This is a genomic window from Loktanella sp. M215, assembly GCF_021735925.1.
In the GTDB taxonomy this organism is placed as follows: Bacteria; Pseudomonadota; Alphaproteobacteria; order Rhodobacterales; family Rhodobacteraceae; genus Loktanella.
On the sequence record NZ_WMEA01000004.1, the window covers coordinates 436,131 to 456,182 of the forward strand.

At 59.3% G+C, this 20,052-nt stretch carries 23 protein-coding genes; 17 read left to right on the forward strand and 6 right to left on the reverse strand.

All coding sequences use genetic code 11. From position 1 onward, the window contains the following. Position 1: 1 nt before the first annotated feature. Positions 2-583, reverse strand: a complete 582-nt coding sequence (locus GLR48_RS22220; protein WP_237065766.1) for a Mu transposase domain-containing protein — start codon at positions 581-583, stop codon at positions 2-4. Between the two features lie 185 nt (positions 584-768). Between GLR48_RS22220 and istA the strand changes: the two genes are divergently transcribed. Then, entirely contained in the window at positions 769-2,235 is a 1,467-nt protein-coding gene (istA, locus tag GLR48_RS22225) for an IS21 family transposase (protein WP_442915867.1), read from the forward strand. After that, positions 2,232-3,047, forward strand: a complete 816-nt coding sequence (gene istB / locus GLR48_RS22230) for an IS21-like element helper ATPase IstB (RefSeq protein WP_237065770.1) — start codon at positions 2,232-2,234, stop codon at positions 3,045-3,047. Before istA ends, istB begins: the two co-directional genes overlap by 4 nt. Here the strand turns inward: istB and GLR48_RS22235 are convergent. From GLR48_RS22235 to GLR48_RS22255, 5 genes are all read right to left on the reverse strand, one after another. Next, positions 3,044-3,433 carry a WGR domain-containing protein gene (locus GLR48_RS22235; protein WP_336886668.1) on the reverse strand — a complete coding sequence of 130 codons (390 nt, stop codon included), beginning with the start codon at positions 3,431-3,433 and terminating at the stop codon, positions 3,044-3,046. The genes istB and GLR48_RS22235 overlap by 4 nt on opposite strands. Continuing rightward, entirely contained in the window at positions 3,415-3,699 is a 285-nt protein-coding gene (locus GLR48_RS22240; RefSeq protein WP_237065772.1) for a hypothetical protein, read from the reverse strand. The genes GLR48_RS22235 and GLR48_RS22240 overlap by 19 nt, the downstream gene beginning before the upstream one ends. Beyond that, the gene (locus tag GLR48_RS22245; RefSeq protein WP_237065773.1) at positions 3,696-4,589 is read right to left on the reverse strand and encodes a hypothetical protein; all 894 of its coding nucleotides are present in this window, start codon (positions 4,587-4,589) and stop codon (positions 3,696-3,698) included. Before GLR48_RS22245 ends, GLR48_RS22240 begins: the two co-directional genes overlap by 4 nt. A gap of 308 nt (positions 4,590-4,897) precedes the next feature. Continuing rightward, a complete protein-coding gene (locus tag GLR48_RS22250) occupies positions 4,898-5,632 on the reverse strand; it encodes a hypothetical protein (RefSeq protein ID WP_237065775.1) in 735 nt (244 codons plus the stop codon). Between the two features lie 176 nt (positions 5,633-5,808). Beyond that, on the reverse strand, positions 5,809-6,009 hold the full coding sequence (locus GLR48_RS22255; RefSeq protein ID WP_237065012.1) for a hypothetical protein: 201 nt from the start codon (positions 6,007-6,009) through the stop codon (positions 5,809-5,811). A 283-nt stretch (positions 6,010-6,292) separates the two neighbouring features. On the opposite strand from GLR48_RS22255, the gene GLR48_RS22260 reads away from it, so the two are divergent. The 15 genes from GLR48_RS22260 (at position 6,293) to GLR48_RS22330 (ending at position 20,023) form a co-directional block, all read left to right on the forward strand. Next, positions 6,293-7,918: a hypothetical protein gene (locus GLR48_RS22260; protein WP_237065777.1), complete on the forward strand. Its 1,626-nt coding sequence runs from the start codon at positions 6,293-6,295 to the stop codon at positions 7,916-7,918. After that, complete coding sequence (locus tag GLR48_RS22265; RefSeq protein WP_237065779.1) at positions 7,884-8,768, forward strand: alpha/beta fold hydrolase; 885 nt, start codon at positions 7,884-7,886, stop codon at positions 8,766-8,768. Before GLR48_RS22260 ends, GLR48_RS22265 begins: the two co-directional genes overlap by 35 nt. A 271-nt stretch (positions 8,769-9,039) precedes the next feature. Further along, complete coding sequence (locus GLR48_RS22270) at positions 9,040-9,984, forward strand: lytic transglycosylase domain-containing protein (RefSeq protein ID WP_237065781.1); 945 nt, start codon at positions 9,040-9,042, stop codon at positions 9,982-9,984. Positions 9,985-10,047: 63 nt separating this feature from the next. Further along, the gene (locus GLR48_RS22275; protein WP_237065808.1) at positions 10,048-10,347 is read left to right on the forward strand and encodes a TrbC/VirB2 family protein; all 300 of its coding nucleotides are present in this window, start codon (positions 10,048-10,050) and stop codon (positions 10,345-10,347) included. After that, positions 10,347-10,640, forward strand: a complete 294-nt coding sequence (locus GLR48_RS22280; RefSeq protein ID WP_272911655.1) for a VirB3 family type IV secretion system protein — start codon at positions 10,347-10,349, stop codon at positions 10,638-10,640. Before GLR48_RS22275 ends, GLR48_RS22280 begins: the two co-directional genes overlap by 1 nt. Beyond that, entirely contained in the window at positions 10,633-12,501 is a 1,869-nt protein-coding gene (locus tag GLR48_RS22285) for a hypothetical protein (protein WP_237065783.1), read from the forward strand. Before GLR48_RS22280 ends, GLR48_RS22285 begins: the two co-directional genes overlap by 8 nt. Then, a complete protein-coding gene (locus GLR48_RS22290) occupies positions 12,482-12,967 on the forward strand; it encodes a hypothetical protein (RefSeq protein WP_237065784.1) in 486 nt (161 codons plus the stop codon). The genes GLR48_RS22285 and GLR48_RS22290 overlap by 20 nt, the downstream gene beginning before the upstream one ends. Positions 12,968-13,110: 143 nt before the next feature. Then, positions 13,111-14,226, forward strand: a complete 1,116-nt coding sequence (locus GLR48_RS22295; protein WP_237065786.1) for a lytic transglycosylase domain-containing protein — start codon at positions 13,111-13,113, stop codon at positions 14,224-14,226. After that, on the forward strand, positions 14,223-15,008 hold the full coding sequence (locus tag GLR48_RS22300) for a type IV secretion system protein (protein ID WP_237065788.1): 786 nt from the start codon (positions 14,223-14,225) through the stop codon (positions 15,006-15,008). The genes GLR48_RS22295 and GLR48_RS22300 overlap by 4 nt, the downstream gene beginning before the upstream one ends. A 17-nt stretch (positions 15,009-15,025) precedes the next feature. Further along, the gene (locus GLR48_RS22305) at positions 15,026-15,583 is read left to right on the forward strand and encodes a hypothetical protein (RefSeq protein ID WP_237065790.1); all 558 of its coding nucleotides are present in this window, start codon (positions 15,026-15,028) and stop codon (positions 15,581-15,583) included. Between the two features lie 4 nt (positions 15,584-15,587). After that, the gene (locus GLR48_RS22310) at positions 15,588-16,664 is read left to right on the forward strand and encodes a type IV secretion system protein (RefSeq protein ID WP_237065792.1); all 1,077 of its coding nucleotides are present in this window, start codon (positions 15,588-15,590) and stop codon (positions 16,662-16,664) included. 33 nt (positions 16,665-16,697) lie between these two features. Continuing rightward, entirely contained in the window at positions 16,698-17,453 is a 756-nt protein-coding gene (locus tag GLR48_RS22315) for a virB8 family protein (RefSeq protein WP_237064673.1), read from the forward strand. Continuing rightward, positions 17,450-18,151: a TrbG/VirB9 family P-type conjugative transfer protein gene (locus GLR48_RS22320; protein ID WP_237064675.1), complete on the forward strand. Its 702-nt coding sequence runs from the start codon at positions 17,450-17,452 to the stop codon at positions 18,149-18,151. Before GLR48_RS22315 ends, GLR48_RS22320 begins: the two co-directional genes overlap by 4 nt. Continuing rightward, a complete protein-coding gene (locus GLR48_RS22325; RefSeq protein ID WP_237064684.1) occupies positions 18,144-19,454 on the forward strand; it encodes a TrbI/VirB10 family protein in 1,311 nt (436 codons plus the stop codon). The genes GLR48_RS22320 and GLR48_RS22325 overlap by 8 nt, the downstream gene beginning before the upstream one ends. Before the next feature lie 80 nt (positions 19,455-19,534). After that, positions 19,535-20,023 carry a hypothetical protein gene (locus tag GLR48_RS22330; protein ID WP_237065800.1) on the forward strand — a complete coding sequence of 163 codons (489 nt, stop codon included), beginning with the start codon at positions 19,535-19,537 and terminating at the stop codon, positions 20,021-20,023. Positions 20,024-20,052: the final 29 nt, after the last annotated feature.

Below are 20,052 nucleotides of genomic sequence, written 5' to 3' on the forward strand. Positions count from 1 at the left end.
GTCATGGTCGGCCCTCATGAGCTTCGGCCAGACGGCGACCCACGGCTTCGTAAAAGGCGAGAGGGCGCCGTGCGACCGGGGCATTGGCTGATGACGGCAACAGCTGAACAGCCCGCCGTGCCGGTGGGATGGGCTTACGATGGCTGGGATCGATCCGACGCTGGTTCTTGCCTTCCAGCACCGGGTAGATGGCGATCAGTGCGCCGTCCTCGAAGATGCGGACCTCGACCGGATGGTTCTGGACTTCGACAATCCGGCGCTTGGTGGTGTCGGGAACGCTGTATTGATTGCCGCCTACCGCGACCATGCCCTCTTGGCTGATCCGCCGCTCCACAGTCAGCACCGCTTCATAAGGGTGCGCGGGCAAAGCCAGAAGATAAGGTGCCTCTTCGGCAAAATGCTCATCCACGATCCGCTTTGTGGTCGCATGCTCCCGAGGGTTGGCGATAGTCGTGCGCCACTCCTCGAACTGGGCATTCAGATCTTCCATGTCGTGGAAGCTGCGTCCTAGGAAGAAGTCCTGCCGGATATAGCGGAACGGCCTCTCGTGTTGAGCGACAACCATCTTGGCCGGTGCCGACAACCACCTTGGCCGGTGGGGCTGGACGGAAGACGGGCTTGCCCGTCTGGAGGGCAGCCCCACCGGCCTGATTGATTTTGGGAATAGGTGCTGGTCGCTGCGGGTTGGTAAACTGGGATCCTCTGCTGTCAAACGGAGGATCCGGATTGGCCTATCAACTCATCACCGACCAGCAATTGAGAGTATACATGACCGACCTCCAAAATCACAGTCAGCGCACCGCGGCTGCCCGCGCCGGGTTCAGTGAACGGACCGCCCGACGTTTCGATGCTGACCCAACCCTGCCTTCCAACCGCAAGAGTGTTCACGCACGCACGGTGCCGGACCCCCTTGAAGACTACTGGAAGAGCGAACTTCTTCCTTTGTTGGAGAACGACAGTGCGTTGCAGGCTGTCACCCTGTTGCGTCATCTTCAGGGCGAGCATCCCGTGGCGTTTCCAGACGATCGTATCCGGCGGACCCTGGAGCGGCGGGTGCGGCAGTGGCGGGCGCTGAACGGTCCTGAGCGCGACATCATCTTCCGCCAGACACCGGAACCGGGATACATGGCTCAGTCCGACTTCACCCATGCCGATGAACTGCGGGTAATGATCGCGGGACAAGCGTTCCCGCACCTGCTTTACCACTTCGTCATGGTCTACAGCCGGTGGGAACATGTCGGCGTGGTTCTCGGCGGGGAAAGCTTCACGGCGCTGGCCGAGAACCTCCAGCAAGCCCTGTGGTCACTGGGCGGCGTGCCGCAAAACCACCGGACCGACAGCCTCTCGGCCGCATTCCGCAATCTGACCATCGATCAGCGCGAGGACATCACCAAGCGCTATGATGCCTTTGTCGGCCACTACGGCATGGATGCCAGCCGTAACAACCGGGGTGAGGCCCACGAGAACGGTGCGGTGGAATCCCAGAACCGGCATCTCAAGACAGCTATCGATCAGGCGTTGATCCTGCGCGGCAGCCGCGACTTCGCATCCATCGAAGACTACCGGCGCTTCGTCGACATGCTGGTTGCCCGGCGCAACAAGCAGCGGGGGATGCCTGTGCAGGCGGAGCAGACGCACCTGAAGCCTTTGCCGCAGCGGCGCACCACTGACTTCACCAAGATCGTGGTGCCTGTCACCCGCATAGGTGGCTTTCTGGTCAAAAGCATCTTCTACAGCGCACCGTCACAGCTGATCGGTCAGCGCCTGCGTGTCCATCTCTACGATGATCGCATCGAGGCGTTTCTCGGCGGCACCCTCGTCGTCAGCCATCCCCGGGCCCGCGGGCGCGGCGATGGGCATCGCGTCCATGTCATCAATTACCACCACGTCATCCATGCTCTGCGGCGCAAGCCACAAGCCCTGTGGAGTTCGATCTACCGTGACAGCCTGTTTCCCCGCACCGAATACGCCGAAGCGTGGAAGGTGCTGCAGCGGGACCTTCAGCGCCGCGACGCCTGCCGCCGAATGGTCGATCTGCTCTTCATCGCCCATGAACAGTCCTGTGAAGCGGAGTTGGCGCATTTGCTGGCAGCAGACCTCGACGCTGGTCGCGTGCCGGATCCAAAGGCCCTGGTGTTGCTGTTGGCTCCAAAGGCCACAGCATTGCCGAAGGATGTCGCTGTCGCCCATCCCTCTCTGGACAGCTTCGATGCGCTGCTGGGGGCAAGCGCATGAGCGCCCGCGAGATCGACATCCATACGCTGCCCAGCATGCTGACCGCGCTGCGACTGCCCAGCTTCCACAAGCTCTGGGCCGAGATTGCCACCCGCGCCGATACCGAAGGCTGGCCAGCCGCTCGCTTCCTTGCCGTGCTGGCGGAATTTGAACTGGCAGAGCGGGACATGCGCCGCATCCGGCGCCATCTGAACGAGGCGCAACTCCCCGCGGGAAAGACATTGGCAACCTTCGACTTCAAGGCCATACCCACCTTGCCACGTGCTCGCGTCGAGGCCTTGGCAGCAGGCGACTGGCTGGATGGTGGCGGCAATCTCATTGCCATCGGTAATTCCGGCACCGGCAAGACTCATATCCTGTCCGCTGTCGGTCACGCCCTGATCGAAGCCGGGCATCGCGTCTTCTACTCCCGGACCAGCGATCTGGTGCAACGGCTTCAGGCTGCAAGACGCGATCTTGTTCTCGAAACGGCCCTCGCAAAACTCGACAAGTTCGACCTCATCATCCTCGACGACATCACCTACGCCCACAAGGATCAGGCTGAAACCGGTGTCCTCTTTGAACTGATCGCCCGGCGCTACGAATATCGCAGCATTGCCATCGCAGCCAATCAGCCCTTCAGCGGCTGGGATCAGATCTTCCCGGACAAGGCCATGACCGTCGCGGCTATCGATCGCCTTGTCCATCACGCAAGCATCCTCGAGATGAACGCCGAAAGCTTCCGTCAGCGGGCCGCCGCCTCGAACCAGAGAGCGCAGGCCGAAGCACCAGCGACAACCATCACCGACAACCAAAACGAAGGAGAAACCTAACCCAAATCACTGAACGACACGCCAACCTCAGCGGCCTCAGAACCGGCCAACATGGTTGTCGCGCGCGGACAAGCTGGTTGACGCTCTACAACGGGTGACATTTCTGGATGGTTGCACCAGACGTAACCCTGTTTCGCCTTACGCTTGGCTACCTCTGATAGAGCATCGACCGCTAGTCCCTCGTCTGGAAAAAAGCGCGTTGTAGTCGAACCTGGGGAACCGAGCTGACCGGATTCCGCGATAAGTGCAGCACCCCCGAATAGATCAGGCTGAACGGTCACAAGGTAGAAACGGCGGACGGCTCCCTCGGGGTCCGTTCGGCGCAACCACAAGACGGTCGGAAACATTTCGATCTGCTGCGGATCGTTCACTCTGACGGGCTCCATTTGGCGCTGTCATTCAGGAAGCGTTCGTATCGCTGTGTGGTGTTCTGCATTTCCTGAAACACCCTGACGCGCTCGGCATCGAGGCAGGCGGTGTAGAGGGATGCATCCCGAAAATACTGGTCGAACTCGTCTTTGAACTCTTCGCGGAAGTCGTGGGCCAGCTCCGGTGTCGTCGGCGTCGGCGCGATCGGTGGATCACACCATTCAGCACAGGCAGCGACGGGGCTAACCACTGCCAGCATGGCGAGGATCACAAGCCGTTTCATCTGTCGATGGTCCCTGCCCTGACCGCCTGACCGTGAACGGCAAGCTGGGCCGCAAAACGCGGGACGTTGTAGGTGGATTGGATCGCAGCCACGCGCTGTTCATAGGCATCGGCGCCTATGGCACGGCGCAGATCGCTTTCGTGGAAAACCCGGTTAGCGGAGGGCGCGTGTCGCGCCATTAGCTGAACCGGATCGGTGCAGACGGGGGGTGGTGCCGCTGGCGCCGGTGCTTTGGGCTTGTGCTGGAACGTGGGCTTGGCCTTACGAACGAAGGCTACAAGCCACGACAGGGGCGCTATGGCCCGGTCATTTCTGGCGTTCAGCATGTGAAACCCTTTCCAAAGAAACTGCGTGTCCATGCCTGCGGCCTCGGTGCCTTTCTTGGAATCTTCGATGATCGCGGCAAAGGGCGTTTGATAGACTGACCCTGCCCCGTCCAAAATCTGAATGATTGAGGTCGTATCATTATTACTTTTTGTTCTTGTATATAGAGAAGGCGGCGGCTGACTGCCGGTTACTCGTTTTTCATGGAAAATATCGACGGTTTCAGCCGGGGCCAGATCCTCGTCAGGGACGGCATTTTCTTCCGCGTCATAGACCTTGGAAAATGTGAAAAGGTGCCGGTCATGGTGGCGGCGCTCGATGGTCAGTCCAAACAGGTGCGCCAGCTCATCCAGGGCGGAACGGATGGTGCGGTCGCTAATCCCGGTCATGGCCTGTAACTCCTTCATCGTGAAGGCGGCGAAGCCGCGCGGTGCGCCTCTGAATTTGCCGTCATAACTGATGTAGCCTGCCAAGGTGGTCGCGATGCGCAGTGCGGCCCCTGTCATGGGGATCCGCGCGAACAGGCGCATGAATTCCCCGCTGTGGGGGATGGTCGATGTCGTCACGGGTGTTTTCCTCGCTCGGTGAAGCGAAGCGGTGATCGGGCAAGTTTCTCCTGTTCGCACAGGTGCGTTTTTTGTTGCTCGTCATGTCGGGAGGGGATAGAAAAGAACCAGTTGCAGTTTGGTCGATCCAGGGACGCCAATCCCTCGACTTTAAAATCCCCCCCGCAGGTTTCCGCCTCGCGGGGGTTTCTATTTCTGAATTGTCGTTTTGGGTTTGGTCGTGATTTCCTTTTCGGATGAGTAATAGACAAACTCCGTGTCGAAGCTTGCCGCGATTGTTCGGGGCGGCGGAATGCCGCGAACTCGCTTCAGTAGTTTACCTGCTCGTGACCGTAGGTCCCGCTGTAGTCCTTCCACTCGACAAAGATTGATCGGTTGTTGACTGACGGACAGGAGCCGCCATAGCCCTCGGTCCCAACGTGTGCCGCAGGCAGGTCCGACAGGCTGGCATTGCGCCATTGGTAATCGCCTTGGGTGCCATAGCTGCCAATGCGGACCGACGATGATCGTGTGCAGTCACGGTCTTTGCCTACTTCACCCTGGCGAGCGTGCACGTCGAACACACGGATCGAGCGCACGAAGTCATAGATCGGGTCGGAAATATCCACGTCGGCCCCCTGCCCCGCGACCAGTTGAAGGATCGCCGCGGCGTCTGGTCGATAGTCGGGATCGCGGAACACCGCTGGAATGGGCGCAAGCGCGGCCTCCTGACTGCCGGTGGGAATAGACTGCAGCGGACGCTGGGCGTCAGGAAAGGTTGCTTCATAGAGCCGCTGCAGGGGGCTGCTGGGTTCACCTTCGTAAGAGGCCCCCATCGGACAGCGCCAGATTTGCAGCGGCGGCTCTATCGGCCAAGGGGTCACGCGCCGGATGAACGTGGCGTAGGCTAATGTGCATTCGGCAGATTTGGGCCAGCCGCCCGCCAGACATAACAGCATGGCGCAATCCACGTTGAACGCCGCGTTCGCTTCGCGCGGCGCGTTGAAGATCGCAACCGCTGCCACAGCGGCAGTGAGTGTTGTTGATCTTAGAAGGGTCAGCATCAAGGACCTCCTGAAACTCATATTTATAAGTTTGTGACATTTCTATAAAACTATCACGGGAGGTTCGTAAAGCGGTTTGACGGTTGCGATTGGTGGAAGGATGCCCGACCGTTCCGCCCGAACATCTACATATTTGCACATCGCCTGGACGTAGGTGCGGCTTTAGTGATCGAAATTCAGTCGTAAATTACGTCTTTGCACGGCTGGTCCTTCCACATTGGCGCGGTCTGACCCGTATTCCATTCGTAGAGCCAGCCGACAATTTTGAGGGTCTTTCGATCTAAAATGCGCTTGATCGCGTGGGCATGTCTTAGTCTGACAATGACTTTTTCAGACGTTCCACCAGACAACTCGCGGTTGCGGTCGTGTTTTGCCATTATGGTGCCTTCTCATGATACGCAGCGTAATTTCTACCGGTGGGGGTGAAAAAGACATGCGGGCTCGCCAATAGCTAGTGACACGACGACACGAACGACATGAAGTGAAACGTTCAGCGACAGGAAACGACACCAATTACGTTAAGGCGCTGAAATAAGTAGAAATAATAAACTGCTCTTCTGAAAGAAATCTTGACCTTCGGGGGATGAAGCCGCGAACGATGTCGTGTTATAGAACACCCCCACATCGACATAAAATGACACATCAGACCGGAAAGTGTTGATGGTTAACGGAAAACATTACATCGAGCCTCCCACCGGCGATAACGATTTTAGATCGCTCATTCAGGCAGCGATCGCCGCTGGTGTTGGCCGGGATGTGTCGGCGAATGGCGAACCAGCTGAACCCTGGACGGCAGAAACGCTCACGGCGGCTATCAACCAGGTTGAATCGGGTCGAAGTATGATCGACCTACGAACCGTGCAGAGGTGGCTCGCTCCGCAGGGTCGTGGTGGCATAAGCGTTCCCAACTTGCGCCGATTGGCAATGGTATTTGGGTGCGGCGATGCCAGCAAAGCAAGCGCGTGGCAGGTCGCTTTGATGCGGGCGCGTGGGCGCAAAAGATCCGAACCGCGCAATGGTGCAGATGATAGCTCGCCCGATGATTCAGCTTATGATCCAGCCGCGATTCCAGCAGGCGATGTGCCAATACGAACCCCTAGTCTGGCAAGTTCATGGGAGGCTTGGTTCAGTCGCGATGACACGCTCAAGCTGTCAATCTTGATCTGGGCGGCCTACGCTGTGAACGGTCTCGTGAACGGAATCTTGGGTCTGCTGTCGGTCAGCTACAGCGTGACACCCGATCTTTCCAAAGAGGTCGGATTTCTTTGGGCACCAACTTGGACCGTTTTGCCCGCACTGATCCTGCCGCTGTTCATCATGCGGGTGAGCTTCAGTCTGACGCACTGGCGGTCGTATGGGCGCTGTCGTCTTTTGGGTGGATCGTCTTGCTATACGCGCACAGAAGAAGATGCGTCATTATGGGACGCTCGAATAGACAGGACCGCCTTCCCTTTCTGGATGATCCTCGTGCTGTGTCTTGGTGGCGTTTTTCTTGCCCAGTGGGTTGGGATATGTCTTCGGCTCTACGCAGAAGGTGAGGCCGGTATATACCAGATTGACAGAAACCTTCTGACCCTCGTTCGGCCGGAATTTGTTGGTCAGGGTGCGTCGGCTGTCGTTTCCATGTTTGGTTACCTCTACTCCGCTCTCTACGTGTTCATATTTCTGACTGCGCTCATGTTCCTTTTTATCATGGCCGGGGATTATGAATGGCTGGCCCACAACAATGATGGTGAAATCGAGCAAGAAGTTGCGATCCAGGAGGGGTCAAGGATCGCGATTTCAGCCTTTGATTCAGCGCTTTTGATTGGCTGGGCCGCGATTGCGATCAAACTTCAGGCAGCTTATCTATCATCGGATGCGACAAATATCGCGCTTTGGATTTTCCACGATCTGACCGGCGTCCTGCGGTTATCGGCCGACGTCAACGGGACCTTGCCTAATACGTCTGTCTCACATTTTACGACGTTTCTGTTGGTTGCGGTCGCCAATTTTGCGCTGTTCGTTTGCGCTTCGCGGGTCAGCAGGGGTCAAATGGCGCTTCGCCAACGTGCCCAAGGCGGTTACGTACCAGCGCGTCCCCTGTTCGGATACGTCCCTTGGAAGACGTTCGCCATTGTTCAGGTTTTTCTTGTTTGCACCCTTCTATCTATCGGGCAGGTCCAGGGCTTTTCGCTTGCGCTTGTCTGCTCTGTGGTGCTTTCGATCTGGTGTCTGACAAGACGCCGCACTCGCTCTGGGACAAAATATCATGGAACAAGCACCATTTTACACTGCAATCGCTGAAGGTCCGGAGGGCGGTCAGGCCTTTTGGGCGCGTGCTGAAGATGGAGTGAGGTTACGGCTTGCTCACTGGCCAGTTTCAAGCGCGGCTCGGCGTGGCGAAGGGACTGTCTTCATCGCACCGGGGCGTTCCGGCTACATTGAGCGGTATGGCCGTTTGGCTAAGCGGTTGGGAGAGGCAGGATTCGGCACGTTCGTCATTGATTGGCGCGGTCACGGGTTGTCGGACAGGCTGACCGAAGATCCAAAAATCTGCCACGTCGAGCGGTTCACCGACTATCAGCACGATCTCGACGCCATGATCCAGGCAGCCCGCGATCTTGACCTGCCGCGGCCCTGGACGCTAATCGGCAATTCGATGGGCGCGGCAATCGCCCTACGCGGTCTGGTCCGGGGAGTCGAACTGAAGGCTTGCGCCTTCGTGGGGCCAATGTGGGGGATCACCCTACCGCCGCCCGTTCGTTCAATCGCGGGCGTGTTGTCCAAATGCGCGCGACTGAGCGGGTTCGGAAATCGCTTTGCACCGGGACAGAGCGGGCAACCCTATGTCACAAAAGCCCCCTTCGAAGAAAACACGATGACGGGGAACGCGGACGAATACGCTTACTGGCAGTCGCAGGCGAAGGCTCATCCGGAACTGATGATCGGTGGCGTGAGCTTCGGCTGGCTCAACGAGTCTTTGAAAGAGTGTCGTTCGCTCGCTTCGATGCCTTCACCACCGATCCCTTGTCTCGCTTTCTGCGGAGAGGCCGATGGGGACGTGGATAAGGAAGCGATCCGCACCCGCATGGCGGACTGGCCGAACGGCAACTACGTCCCTGATCCCGAAAGGTCGCCACGATCTTTTATCTGAGCAACCAGAGATCCGTGAGGCGGTGATCGACCGAATTCTCAATCTCATGGGTCACATTAACCCGTGAAAGCTTTGATTCGCGCGTTTTGCCGCTTATGGATAGTTTTGAAGACGAACCAAACTCAATGAGCGTACTCATAGATTTCAGTGAAATTTATATGTTGTGCGCATATTTATAAGAATGTAGGTTGAAGGTGCCCAGGTAGGGTGCCTGACCCTTCATACAGAAGGACCACAGGCGTGGATGTAGATTTACAAAAAGAAGCGCCAAATGTGGTCATGGAACCAGAGTTTCGACAGCTGCTTCGGATGGGGTATCAAGCTCAGGTCCTTTGCGTGGGAGATGCCTACTACAAAGCAGCCGTCTGGTATGGCGAGTGGACAGTCCGCGTCGTCAGCGATGATGGAAGCGTCTCAAAAACACTGGTCGTATTTCCGCGCCGAGCGGGCGAAGTTCAAGAAATCAAAATCAAAGTCTTCCGGACGATCAACGGCTGCGCATCGTTTATGCACCGAATGGGTTTCGCAGACTTCACTCTCCCCTTTTTCGAGGGGGGGCAGTCGAACCATACCCTTCCCGATCAAGCTGGGAACAGCAGCGAAAGCTAACCTCCCGCATCATTGCCTGATTGCATGTTTCCTCCTGTCGTTCAGCAACCCTGCGCTCGCGGATAACGCTTGGGGCGGCATCGGCGGCGGCTGGAAAACCATTGGCGGTGATCGAGAACCGCAGCCTTCAATCTCAACGTCAAATGCCCCGGTGTCGGTCATTGGTGCATCGCCAGAGGGGCAAGTCCTGCCTGCGGCGTTGGCCGCTGTGCCTGTGTCGGTTGGCACGAACCGTGCGCTGGTCCGGTCTGTAGCATCGCGCTACGCCTCGCATCCCATCGTGAAAGCGGCCGGGATCGACCCGCGCGAGTTCATCATTTTCTTTGACGTGATGATCCAGACCGAAAGCGGCTTTGACGAACACGCCCGCAGCCCTGTCGGTGCAATCGGTCTGGCGCAGCTCATGCCCGGAACGGCGCGGATGCTCGGCGTCGATCCCAACGACAGGGCGCAAAACCTTGACGGTGGTGCGCGGTATCTGATCGCCCAAATCGCAGAATTTGGAACGCTCTCGCTGGCCTTGGCGGCCTACAACGCAGGCCCCGGCGCGGTGCGAACCTACAAAGGCGTCCCCCCCTTACCGGGAGACCGAACGGCATGTCTCTAAAGTCATGTCCAATTACGAGCGCCAGTGGCGGCGCATTTCCTCACAGGAGTAACCACCGTGAACATGAATGTTTACCGGGCGGGCGCGCTTTGCGCCGGCGCCCTGATCCTTTGCGCCTATGGCACAGATCTTGCGGCGCAAGATATCGACTTCACGAAGGCCGAGGACGCGGGCAACCAGGTCGTTGCCTTCATGCGTGGCCCGCTTGCGACCATTGCGTTCGTGATAGCACTTGCTGCGGCGGGCTTCATGGCCGCGATGAACCGGATCAGCTGGGCGTGGCCCGGTGCCGTGATCCTCGGGGCCGTGCTGGTGTTCGGCGGTCCCGCGTTTGTCGATAGCCTCCGGTCGATCCTGTCGTAATGGAAGAAACCGTCGTCATAAAAGGGCTGACCCGGCAGGCCAAAATGGCTGGCCTTCCCCTGCCCTACTTTATGGCGGTGGTCGGCCTGACCGTGCTGCCGTTCATGATCACGAAGGCGCTGCTGTGGCTGCCAACCTTCGCGATCTGGTATTTCGGCGCACGGTCGATCACCGCGATCAACCCCAACGGCCACCGTCTGATTGCCATGCGGTTGCGTCATGTGCCGCAAAGCTTTGGCCGCACCCCGGTCCGTTTCCAACGCTCCACAAAGGGCCGTGCATCCGATGTATGAACTTTATCGCAAGATGCCCTACGGGGTCGAATTTGACGACACGACGATGATCCTGCGCGACGGGTCGGTCTGCGCTGCATTTGAAGTCTATGGCATTGATGCGGACACGTCGGATTCCGCTGACGTGCTGGACCTGCGCGCCCGCGTGTCCCAGATCCTCAATGGTCTGGACGAAAGTTTCAGCTTCTTCATCCACCGCTTCCGGCGCGACGTGCAAATCAGCGGCTACACCAAGCCGGTGCATCCCTTCGCCCATGCGGTCGATGATGCGTGGTTCGACGGGTTGAACGCCAGCCAGCCGAAAGAGGCCGTGATTGTCCTGACGATTGTGCGGGCGAACAATAATGCGCTGCGGGTGCCGCTGCTCGGCAAAGCCCTCAAGCGGGTCGGACGGAAAAATCTGGCGGAACTGGCCGGATCACTATCTGAACTGACGTCTGTGTTTGCCGACGCCCTGAATGTCACCTTGTCACCGCTGTCTATCTCTGACGGTGCGTTCGGGTCGGCCATGGCGGTGCTGAACTTCCAGCCCTACGCGTCCATGCGCCGTGGTCTTATGACGCTTGTGGCGCAAGACGTGAGCGACGTGTCGCTGGAATTTGGTCTGGACGGCATTATCGATGTGAACGACGGCGAAGCGGTCGCGGCAGTGATCAGCGTCAAGGAAAACCCGACCGCCACGACGCCCGGCGCCCTTGATGCCCTGGGTGCGCTGGACGACGTTGTTGTGGTGCAGAACTATGCGCCGATCCACCGCGACAACATTGTAGAACAAGCCCGCACCCGCATCCTTCAGATGCAGGCCAGTAATGACCTGGCGCAACGTGTGGAAAATCAGCTTGTTGAGGCCGTAGACCGGATCGAGTCGGGCGAACTCGGCGTCGGCGAATATCGCCTGACGATCCTCGTCCGCGCACCGGACCGCAAAGAACTCGACGCCCGCGTGTCGGACGTCATGAGCATTTGCCAGCGGGCCGGGTTCCGGATGCTGCGCGACCGTGCGGCGACGGCCACGGAACTTCTGTCGTGTCACCCCGGCAACGGCCACATGACGGCCCGGTCGTCTTATGTGACTTCGGAGACGTTTGCCGATCTGGCGAGCCTGCACGGCGCTGACATTGGCGCAGGCGTTGGCGAAGTGCCATGGAACGAACCGATCACGGTTTTGGAAACCGAACGCGGCACACCCTACCGCTTCAACCTGCACCCGCGCGGTCTGCCGGATGCGGAACCCACGAACGGCCACACCCTTGTTCTGGGACCGTCGAACGGCGGCAAGACGACCACCACCCTGTTCCTCGCGGCGCAAGCTCTGCGGCACGGCGGGCGGCTGATCGCACTGGACAAGGACCGGGCGATGGAAATGCCAATCCGCGCAATGGGCGGCACCTATGCCGCGGTGAAGGTGGGCGAGCCGACGGGTCTCAATCCCCTGCTGACCGAAACCGGCCCGCGTGGTGAAGCCTGGCTTCTCGGCTGGTTCTCGGCCCTGCTGGAACATACCGGCAAGCCCCTGACGCCGACCCAGAGCCAAGCCCTCAAAAGCGCCATTCGCCAGAACGCCTCCGCGCCGGGCAACCTCAAGAATTTCTCGCAATTCGTATCGCTGATCGGTGACGCTGACGACGGCAACGACCTTGCCCTACGGGTCCGCGAGTGGGGGCCTGACGGGCGCTATGCGTGGGTCTTTGGAGAGAGTGACGATGTGCTGGTCAACTTCGGGGCCAACGACGTGACAGCCCTTGATCTGACGGACGTGCTGGCGGCAGGGACGGAACGCACGGCCATTCTGGCCTACCTGTTCCGCGCCTTTGAGACGGTCCTGGAAGAAAAAGCGGCCGATGGTGCTGCTGGTCGATGAAGCGTGGCAGGTTCTCGATGATCCCTACTTTGCAGAGGAAATGAAAAAATGGCTCGTGACCGCGCGGAAGATGAACGTGGTCGTGGTGATGCTGACGCAGTTCCCGTCACAGATTCAGCAATCGGCAGCAAAGTCGATCCTCGAAGGTCTGCCGAACCAACTGATCTTTCCGAACCATCGCGCCGAACCCGGCCACTATGACGGCATGTCCATGTCGGACGGCGAGCTGTCCTTCATCCTCTCCAAGTCTTTGCAGGGTCGCAAGGCGCTGCATCGCACGGATGCCGGATCGACGATCCTCGATGTGGACCTGGGGCGGCTCGGCCCGCTGCTGACTGTACTTGGTGGCGGAAGGTCTGGGTCTGCCCGGTTTGGCGACGACTACCGCGACCGGCCTGACTTCTGGCGTGACCAGAGACCTTCCGATGATCTTGAAACATCCCTTGAAAGGCGCGCGCATGTTTAAGGCACTTTTGCTTCTTACCCTTCTGAATGGCTTGTCGGCCTGTGCAGAAAATCAGGGTCGCCAAACAAACTGCTGGTCCTCAAACGCGCTGGCATTTGCCGCGTCTGCCGCTCCGACCGCAGCTTGCGATTGGACCCCCATCGGTGGGTAAACGGGTGCGCCGTCCCGCCATGGCGCTTGCGCTGACCGCCTCCGGGGCGGTGGCGCAAGGCGTGCCGGAAATTGATGTGGCTGCGCTCGCCCAGATGCAGTCGATCAACGCGGGCGAACAAGCCCAGATGGTTGAGCAAGCCCAGATCAGCGCCACGCTGACCCAAAACCTCGGATCTCGAGCGGATCAGATCGCCGCCCTGCAGGACACCATCAATATGCTGCGCGGATCGTCGGCCATGACGACGGACCTCGAAGGCTTGGACGGCATGGTCGCAAGTGCCGTCTATGCAATTGAGGACAACAACCCCTACGCGGGGCGGTTGTTCGGTGACGCTCGCGAAACCATCGAGTCGATGATTGCCCAGACGGCGGTGAAGTTTGGAAGTGACCCGGCGCTGGCGGCAATCGGGATCAACGCGGTGGAGTTTCGGTGCTGGTTTCAGGCGCTGGTCAAGCAGGAAAGCCGGTTTCAGATCGGGGCGCGGTCTCCTGCGGCGGCCTTCGGGCTGACGCAGATCATTCCCGGCACGGCCAAAGACCTCGGCATTTATCCGGCCTACTACACCGATCCGCATCTGCAACTGGACGGCGGGGCGCGCTACCTGATGCAGCAAATCCGCACGTTTCGGTCGATGCCGCTGGCACTGGCCGCCTACAACGCTGGCCCCGGTGCCGTGATGAAATACGACGGCATCCCGCCCTACAAGGAAACGCAGGATTACGTCAAAAAGATCAGCGGTTTTTACAACGTCTATGCCGCCCAGATCAGCGGCGCAGACCAGACCGGGACACTGGCGCTGGCGGATATCTCGATTTCTGAAATGTCGAACATATCGGACGCGGCCATGTCCTACGCCGGTTACAGCCAGGAAATTCTGATCCAGTCGCTTTCGCGGCTGCAAGAGATTTTGCGGCGTATCTCGCTCTCGGCCTCGGCCAAGGAAGCGATGGACCTCAACAGCTATGCCAAGGCGGAAGTCACGCGCATGGCCGGTGTTCTGACCCGGCTCATGGCGGTGAAGCGCAAGGCAGAATGGGCGCAATATGGAACGCTCTTTGCGGCCTACGCCCGCGACCGTGAATTTTTTGAAGGGATCACAGAATGAACAAGCTGCTCTCGACCGTTGCCGTGGCTCTGGCGCTGGCTGGTGGCTCTGCCACGGCGCAAGGTGTTCCGACGATTGACGTGTCCTCCATCGCCCAACTGCAACAGATGTTGGCGGAAGCCCGGTTGCAACTGAATGAGGCGGTGTCCCAGAACCTCAAACTGGACGACCAGACCTTGAAGCTGATCGCGCAAATCCGGCTGATGGAAGATCAATACAAGGCGCTGACGGACGGCTTTGCCGAAGGCAAGCTGCTGCTGTCTGGTGACTGGTTCAAGGACCTGCTGCCGGAAATTCCTGACCTGCAAGCGTCCTTGCAGGACGCCATGGCTGGCAACTGGAGTGCGATCGGTGCGGGCGGGAAAATCGGTGGACGTTCGACCACGGACATTGTCGGCCAGATTTTTGCGAGCGCCGGCACTTCGACCACGCAAATGACGGACCTCGCCAACAGCGAAGATCCTGGGGCGGCGCGGATCGGTGTGCAGGGCAACACTGGCGCGATGATGGGTGTGGCTGCGGAAGCCTCGCAAGAGGCGGCTGGAAAAAGCCTTGAACGGATCGAAGAGCTGACCGGCAACATTCCCGACACGCAGGGCATGAAGGCGGCAATCGACCTGAACACCCGCATGACTGCCGAAATGGGCATGGCGCTGGCGAACATCTGGCAACTCGAAGCCGCCCAGACCATCGGCCTCGGCCAAGCCGGTGTCATGACGGCGGCCACGCTGGCGGACGAACAGAAATATCTCGACCTGACCCCATCGGAAACGGCGGACTAATGAAAAGGAACCTCACCATGAAAACCCTGCTGCTGACCTGTGCTGCTGTCGCCGCAATGGCCTCCCCTGCTGCGGCCCAACGGTTCCAGACGGAAGCCCGTGACGGCGTGCGCTACTTGGTGCCGAAAGACGAAAGCACGCAGAACGATTTTGCAAATCTGATCCAGTCGCGGGCGATGGAAATGGGCTTCTTTAGCTGGCCGATCCCCACGGAAAAAGTTGCTGCCGACCAAGCGAGCCGGCCGCGTCAGGTGTCGAGCTGCTCCGGCCACAATCCGGACTACAAGCCCGCACACGATTTCACGGCAAAGGATGACTGGCGTGAAACAAGTATCGGACAAGCCAAGGCGTTCATCTACGAATGGATGGCCTACGACAATGCGATCAAGGCCAAAGACTGCACCTGCGATACGCTCAAAGCGGATTGGCCCGTCGCTGTCGCGGCCTTTGATACCTTGACCGAAGGTGTCGAAAACCACCGGATCTATCCCATAACTCCTGTCCGTATGCGCGACCAAATCAAAAAAGATTATGACCGCATGTGCGACATCACCATGCTACTCGAACTGGAATAACTGAATGGCAATCGTCGCAGACATTATGGGTTTTATCGACACCGCAGTAAGCGGTGCCGCACAGGATACCTTTGTGGCTGTGGCGGACGGCTATGGTGGGATCATCACAATTCTTGCCGTCATGGCCTTCATGGTATTCGGCGTTGCCGTGGCTTTAGGGGTAGTGACGGCACGAGCTGGCGACATGACGCAACTGGTTCTTCGGATTGTGCTGATCTTCACGTTCGGACTGTCATGGGCCAACTTTGAAGTGATTTACGACGCGCTGACCAATACGGGCGATGGTTTGGTGACTGCACTTTTCTCGGCAGCCAACGGCGGTGCTGCAACTTCGTCGATTGACCAAGCAGAAAACTTTTCCGCGCAGGCACAAGAGACAGCCTCATCGGTGATTAGGGCTGAAAGCGCAATCGCGCGGGGCTTTCTTGGTGCAATCATGTATCTGCTGCTGGCCCTCCTGCAAGCGGCCTACATTCTGGTGGCAGGATTCGCCAAAATCATGATCGGTATTCTGGTCGGGCTGGCACCCTTCGCCATTGCGGCAACATGCCTGAACCGAACGCAGTTTCTTTTTGAGGCATGGGTGTCGTCGTTAATCGGTTACTTCATGTATCCGGTCGCCGCTGCCGGTGTGATGGGGTTCGTCGCAACGGTGGCAGAACGGGCGTTTTTGGCACAAAGCGAAGAAACCTTGATCGGAATTACTGGCGTCGTCGTCATTATTATTGTGGGCATCTACGCTTTGCTGACGATCCCGCAGGTCGCCTCGAACATCACCGGACAACTGAACCTCGGCGGCATCGCCCCGCAGGCATTGAGCATCGTCAGCCGTCCGGGAATCGCTGCCGGTGGGTTTATCAAGCGGTCGGGTGCGCAGGTTCTAAGCGGTGCCACCACTGGCGGCGAAACTGCCCAGCGTGCCGCCCAGACCCGCCGCTTCGGATCGGCCATGGACATGAAGCTGGCGAACGTCGGCGCGAAACTTTCAGAGAACGCGGCTGGGCGTTTCGTCCAGCGACGGCGCGACGTGCAATTTGCCCGCGCGTCCAACGAACGCCTCCGGGCCAAAGCCAAAACTTAACCGCAAACGCGACCTCATAGATTGGAGAACGGCATGACCTCGCTCACTGCTGAACAGAGAAAGATTCTCAAAAGCCCACTTTCAAAGGTCGAACCGCATGACCGCGCCGACGTGGAAAAAGCGGTCGCTGCGGCCAGTGAAGCGGGCGGTTCCTACTTCATCGCTGAAACGATCCTTGGGATGCGCCAGCGGGAAAAGCGGGCATGGGCCGTGGCCGTCGTCGGGATGGTTCTGGGGCTCGCCGGGGTCGGCATGGGGGCCTACGGGCTGGCTCATAACGAGACCCAAGCCTACCTCGCAATCGTGGACAAGGACACGGGCGTGGTGGAGCGCGGTGTCAGCGTTGACCGCGCCAGCGTGGACCAGCAACAGGCGGTCGTGGAAAGCCTGATCTACGCCTACGTCATGGACCGCGAAACCTACGATGCGGACGACAACGAATATCGCATCCTGTCCGTGTTCAAGCGGTCTGCGATCCCGGTTCGCCAGTCCCTCGAACGGTTCTGGACGCCGGGCAATGCCAACTATCCGCCCGAAAGCTACGGCGTGGACGGCACCGTCGATGTGTCGATCAACAACGTCCTGATGATCGACAACGACACGGCACAGGTCCGGTTCACCAAGACGCTGCGGCGTCCCAACGCCCCCGTCCAGCGCGGCGATTTCGTCGCCACCGTCACCACCAACTTCAATCCCAGCACGGTCGATAACAACCTGCTCCTTTGGCAGAACCCGTTCGGGTTTCAGGTCACTGGCTACCGTGTCGCATCGGAAGGAACGCGCGAATGAACAAGCTGCTGTGCGCCGCCTTGTTGGCGGCACTTGCCACCCCTGCCCTCGCGGAGACAACGCCGCGGTCCATGCGCGTCGATGCGCGGAGTGCTGTCGCGATCTATCAGGAAGGTCAGGTTTACAAGATCAACACTCAACTGCGCCGGGTCACGCTGATCACGCTGGCCCAAGGCGAACGCTTTGTGGATTTCAAAGCCGGTGACACGGAAAGTTTTCAGTTTGCCGACACGGGCGGCGGCAACGCCATTCTGGTCAAGCCGGTGATCGCGGGGGCCGTGACCAATGGCGTGATCGTCACGAACCAACGGTTCTATCTGGTCGAACTGCACGAAAGCGCCACGGCGCGTCCGCACTATTCGGTTAGCTTTCAATCGCCTGCCGGAAGCACGGCGGCGGCGGCGCAATCCTCGGTCCCTGCGGGGAAACCGCAAACCTATGTGATTTCCGCCGCCACGAAGGACGCCCAGATTCAGCCGGTAAATGTCTATGACGACGGCAGGCGCACGTTCTTCACCTTCAGCCCCGACGCGCCGATCCCCAGCATCTACCGGGCCGACGCTCAAGGCCGGGAATACATCGTCAACGGGCGCACGGATGGCACGCGCGTGACGGTCGGATCGCGGTCTGACCGCTGGGTCATTCGCTACGGCGACGCATATATCTGCATCCAGAGTGGGAACGTGACCAATGGCTGATGCAGTGGCAAACCGCGCTGCCCGCTTGAAGGGTGGCAAGAAAAAGTCGAACGTCCCTGCCCTGCTCGGCATTACATTGGTCGTCGGTCTTGGAGCTGGCGGGGCCGGGGTAGCCCATCTGATGGGACGGGATGGATCGGTGACGATCCAGCAACGCGACACGTCGGATGCGTCCGAGTTTCCGCGCAATTCTTCTGACGGCATGACCTCTGTCATCACGCCAGAGCCCGCCTTTCCAGTGACAGAGGCCGGCCCCTCTGAAGCGGAAATTGCGCTGCAAAAACGTCTGGACGAAGTGAACCGCCTGCTGGATGCAGCCCGCAATGAGGCACCCGCCGCCCCGGTCATCGATACGGCACAGCTTGACGCGCTACGGACACAACTTGACGGGCTGGCGGTTGATATGGCGGCACGGTCGGCGGAAGTGCAGGACCTGACCATTGCGCGTGACCAGCTCACCCGTGACCTTCAGCGCACCCAAGCGGAAAATTCCAGTCTGCTGCTGCAACTCAATCAGGCCAGTGACGACTCACTGGCCGAACAGATGATGGCGGAGGAAAGGCTGGCGCGGCAACAGGAACTCGAACGGCGGCGGGCGGAAGCGGAATCCATTCGGCAAGCCCAGATCAACAGTCCCATCGACGGCATGTCAGGCGGCGGGACGGAAAGCGAAGGCCGCGACTATACCGGCGATGAGGCGTTCATCCGTGCCGGGTCCGACAAGATCGCGCCAACGCAATCGCGGGTCATCGGTGCGCCGTCCAATACCGTCATGCAAGGCACGGTGATCGAGGCCACGCTGACGACCGGCATCAACTCGCAACTGTCTGGCACGATCACGAGCACGGTCTCCTACGACATTTGGTCATTCGACATGAGTCGGGTCCTGATCCCGCGCGGGTCCCAGATGTTCGGGCGCTACTCGAACGAGGTGGCCGTTGGTCAAAAGAGGGTGCTGGTCGCATGGGACCGGGTTGTCACGCCGAACGGTCAAGTGGTCGACCTTGAAGCCTACGGGTCGGATCGGCTGGGACGGTCTGGTCTGACGGGCAAGGTCAACAGTCGGTTCCTGCAACGGTTCGGGTCTGCGGCGCTGATTTCGGTATTCAGCGCGGCTCCGGCTGCTGCTGCGGCAAGCGTTCAGAACGATGAAAGCGCGATACTGGCAGAGGCCGTCAGCACGGACGCCAGCGACAACGCCAGTGCGGTGATCGAAGAATACCTGTCACTGGCGCCGATCATCACGGTCGAGCATGGCTCGGTGATTATGGTCATGGTCACGAACGACATGGAGTTGTTCTAGTGTCCTCTTACCTCGCGGAATATCTCAAGCCGTTCGATCCCCTCTCTTTCAGGACCCTACGGTGATTGAAGTCGTCATAAATGGTGATGGTCAGTGCTACGTCGAACGACAGGGCTTGGCCCAGATGGTGCGGGCCTCTGAACACGACATTACGCCGCGAAGCGGCCAAGGACATTGCACAGCAAAGCGCGAATGCAAGCGCTGTGGCGCTGACGGAAAAAGCGCCATTGCTGTCCACGTCGGTTGAACACGCCGGGGATGATGCTGCGCGTCCGAGCGGTAATCCCGCCCGCGTCAGCCAGCGGCACGGTGTTGTCGTTTCGGATATTCAGACCGGGCCATACCGGCGAGCCGCGCACCCTTTTTCCTTTCTCCGAGATGATGTGACGGCTTCTCAAGATGAAGAGCGGATAGAAAAGCTGCGCCACATTGAGGTTATCGCCCGGGCGGGAAGCGTCGATGATTTTTTGAAGGAAGTGCTGCGGCTGGAACTGAACATCGTGATCGCGGGCGGCACGTCCACCGGGAAAACGGAATTGGGGGCGGCGTATGCTCTACCTGATCTCTGACTACGAACGGGTAGTGACGATCGAGGATT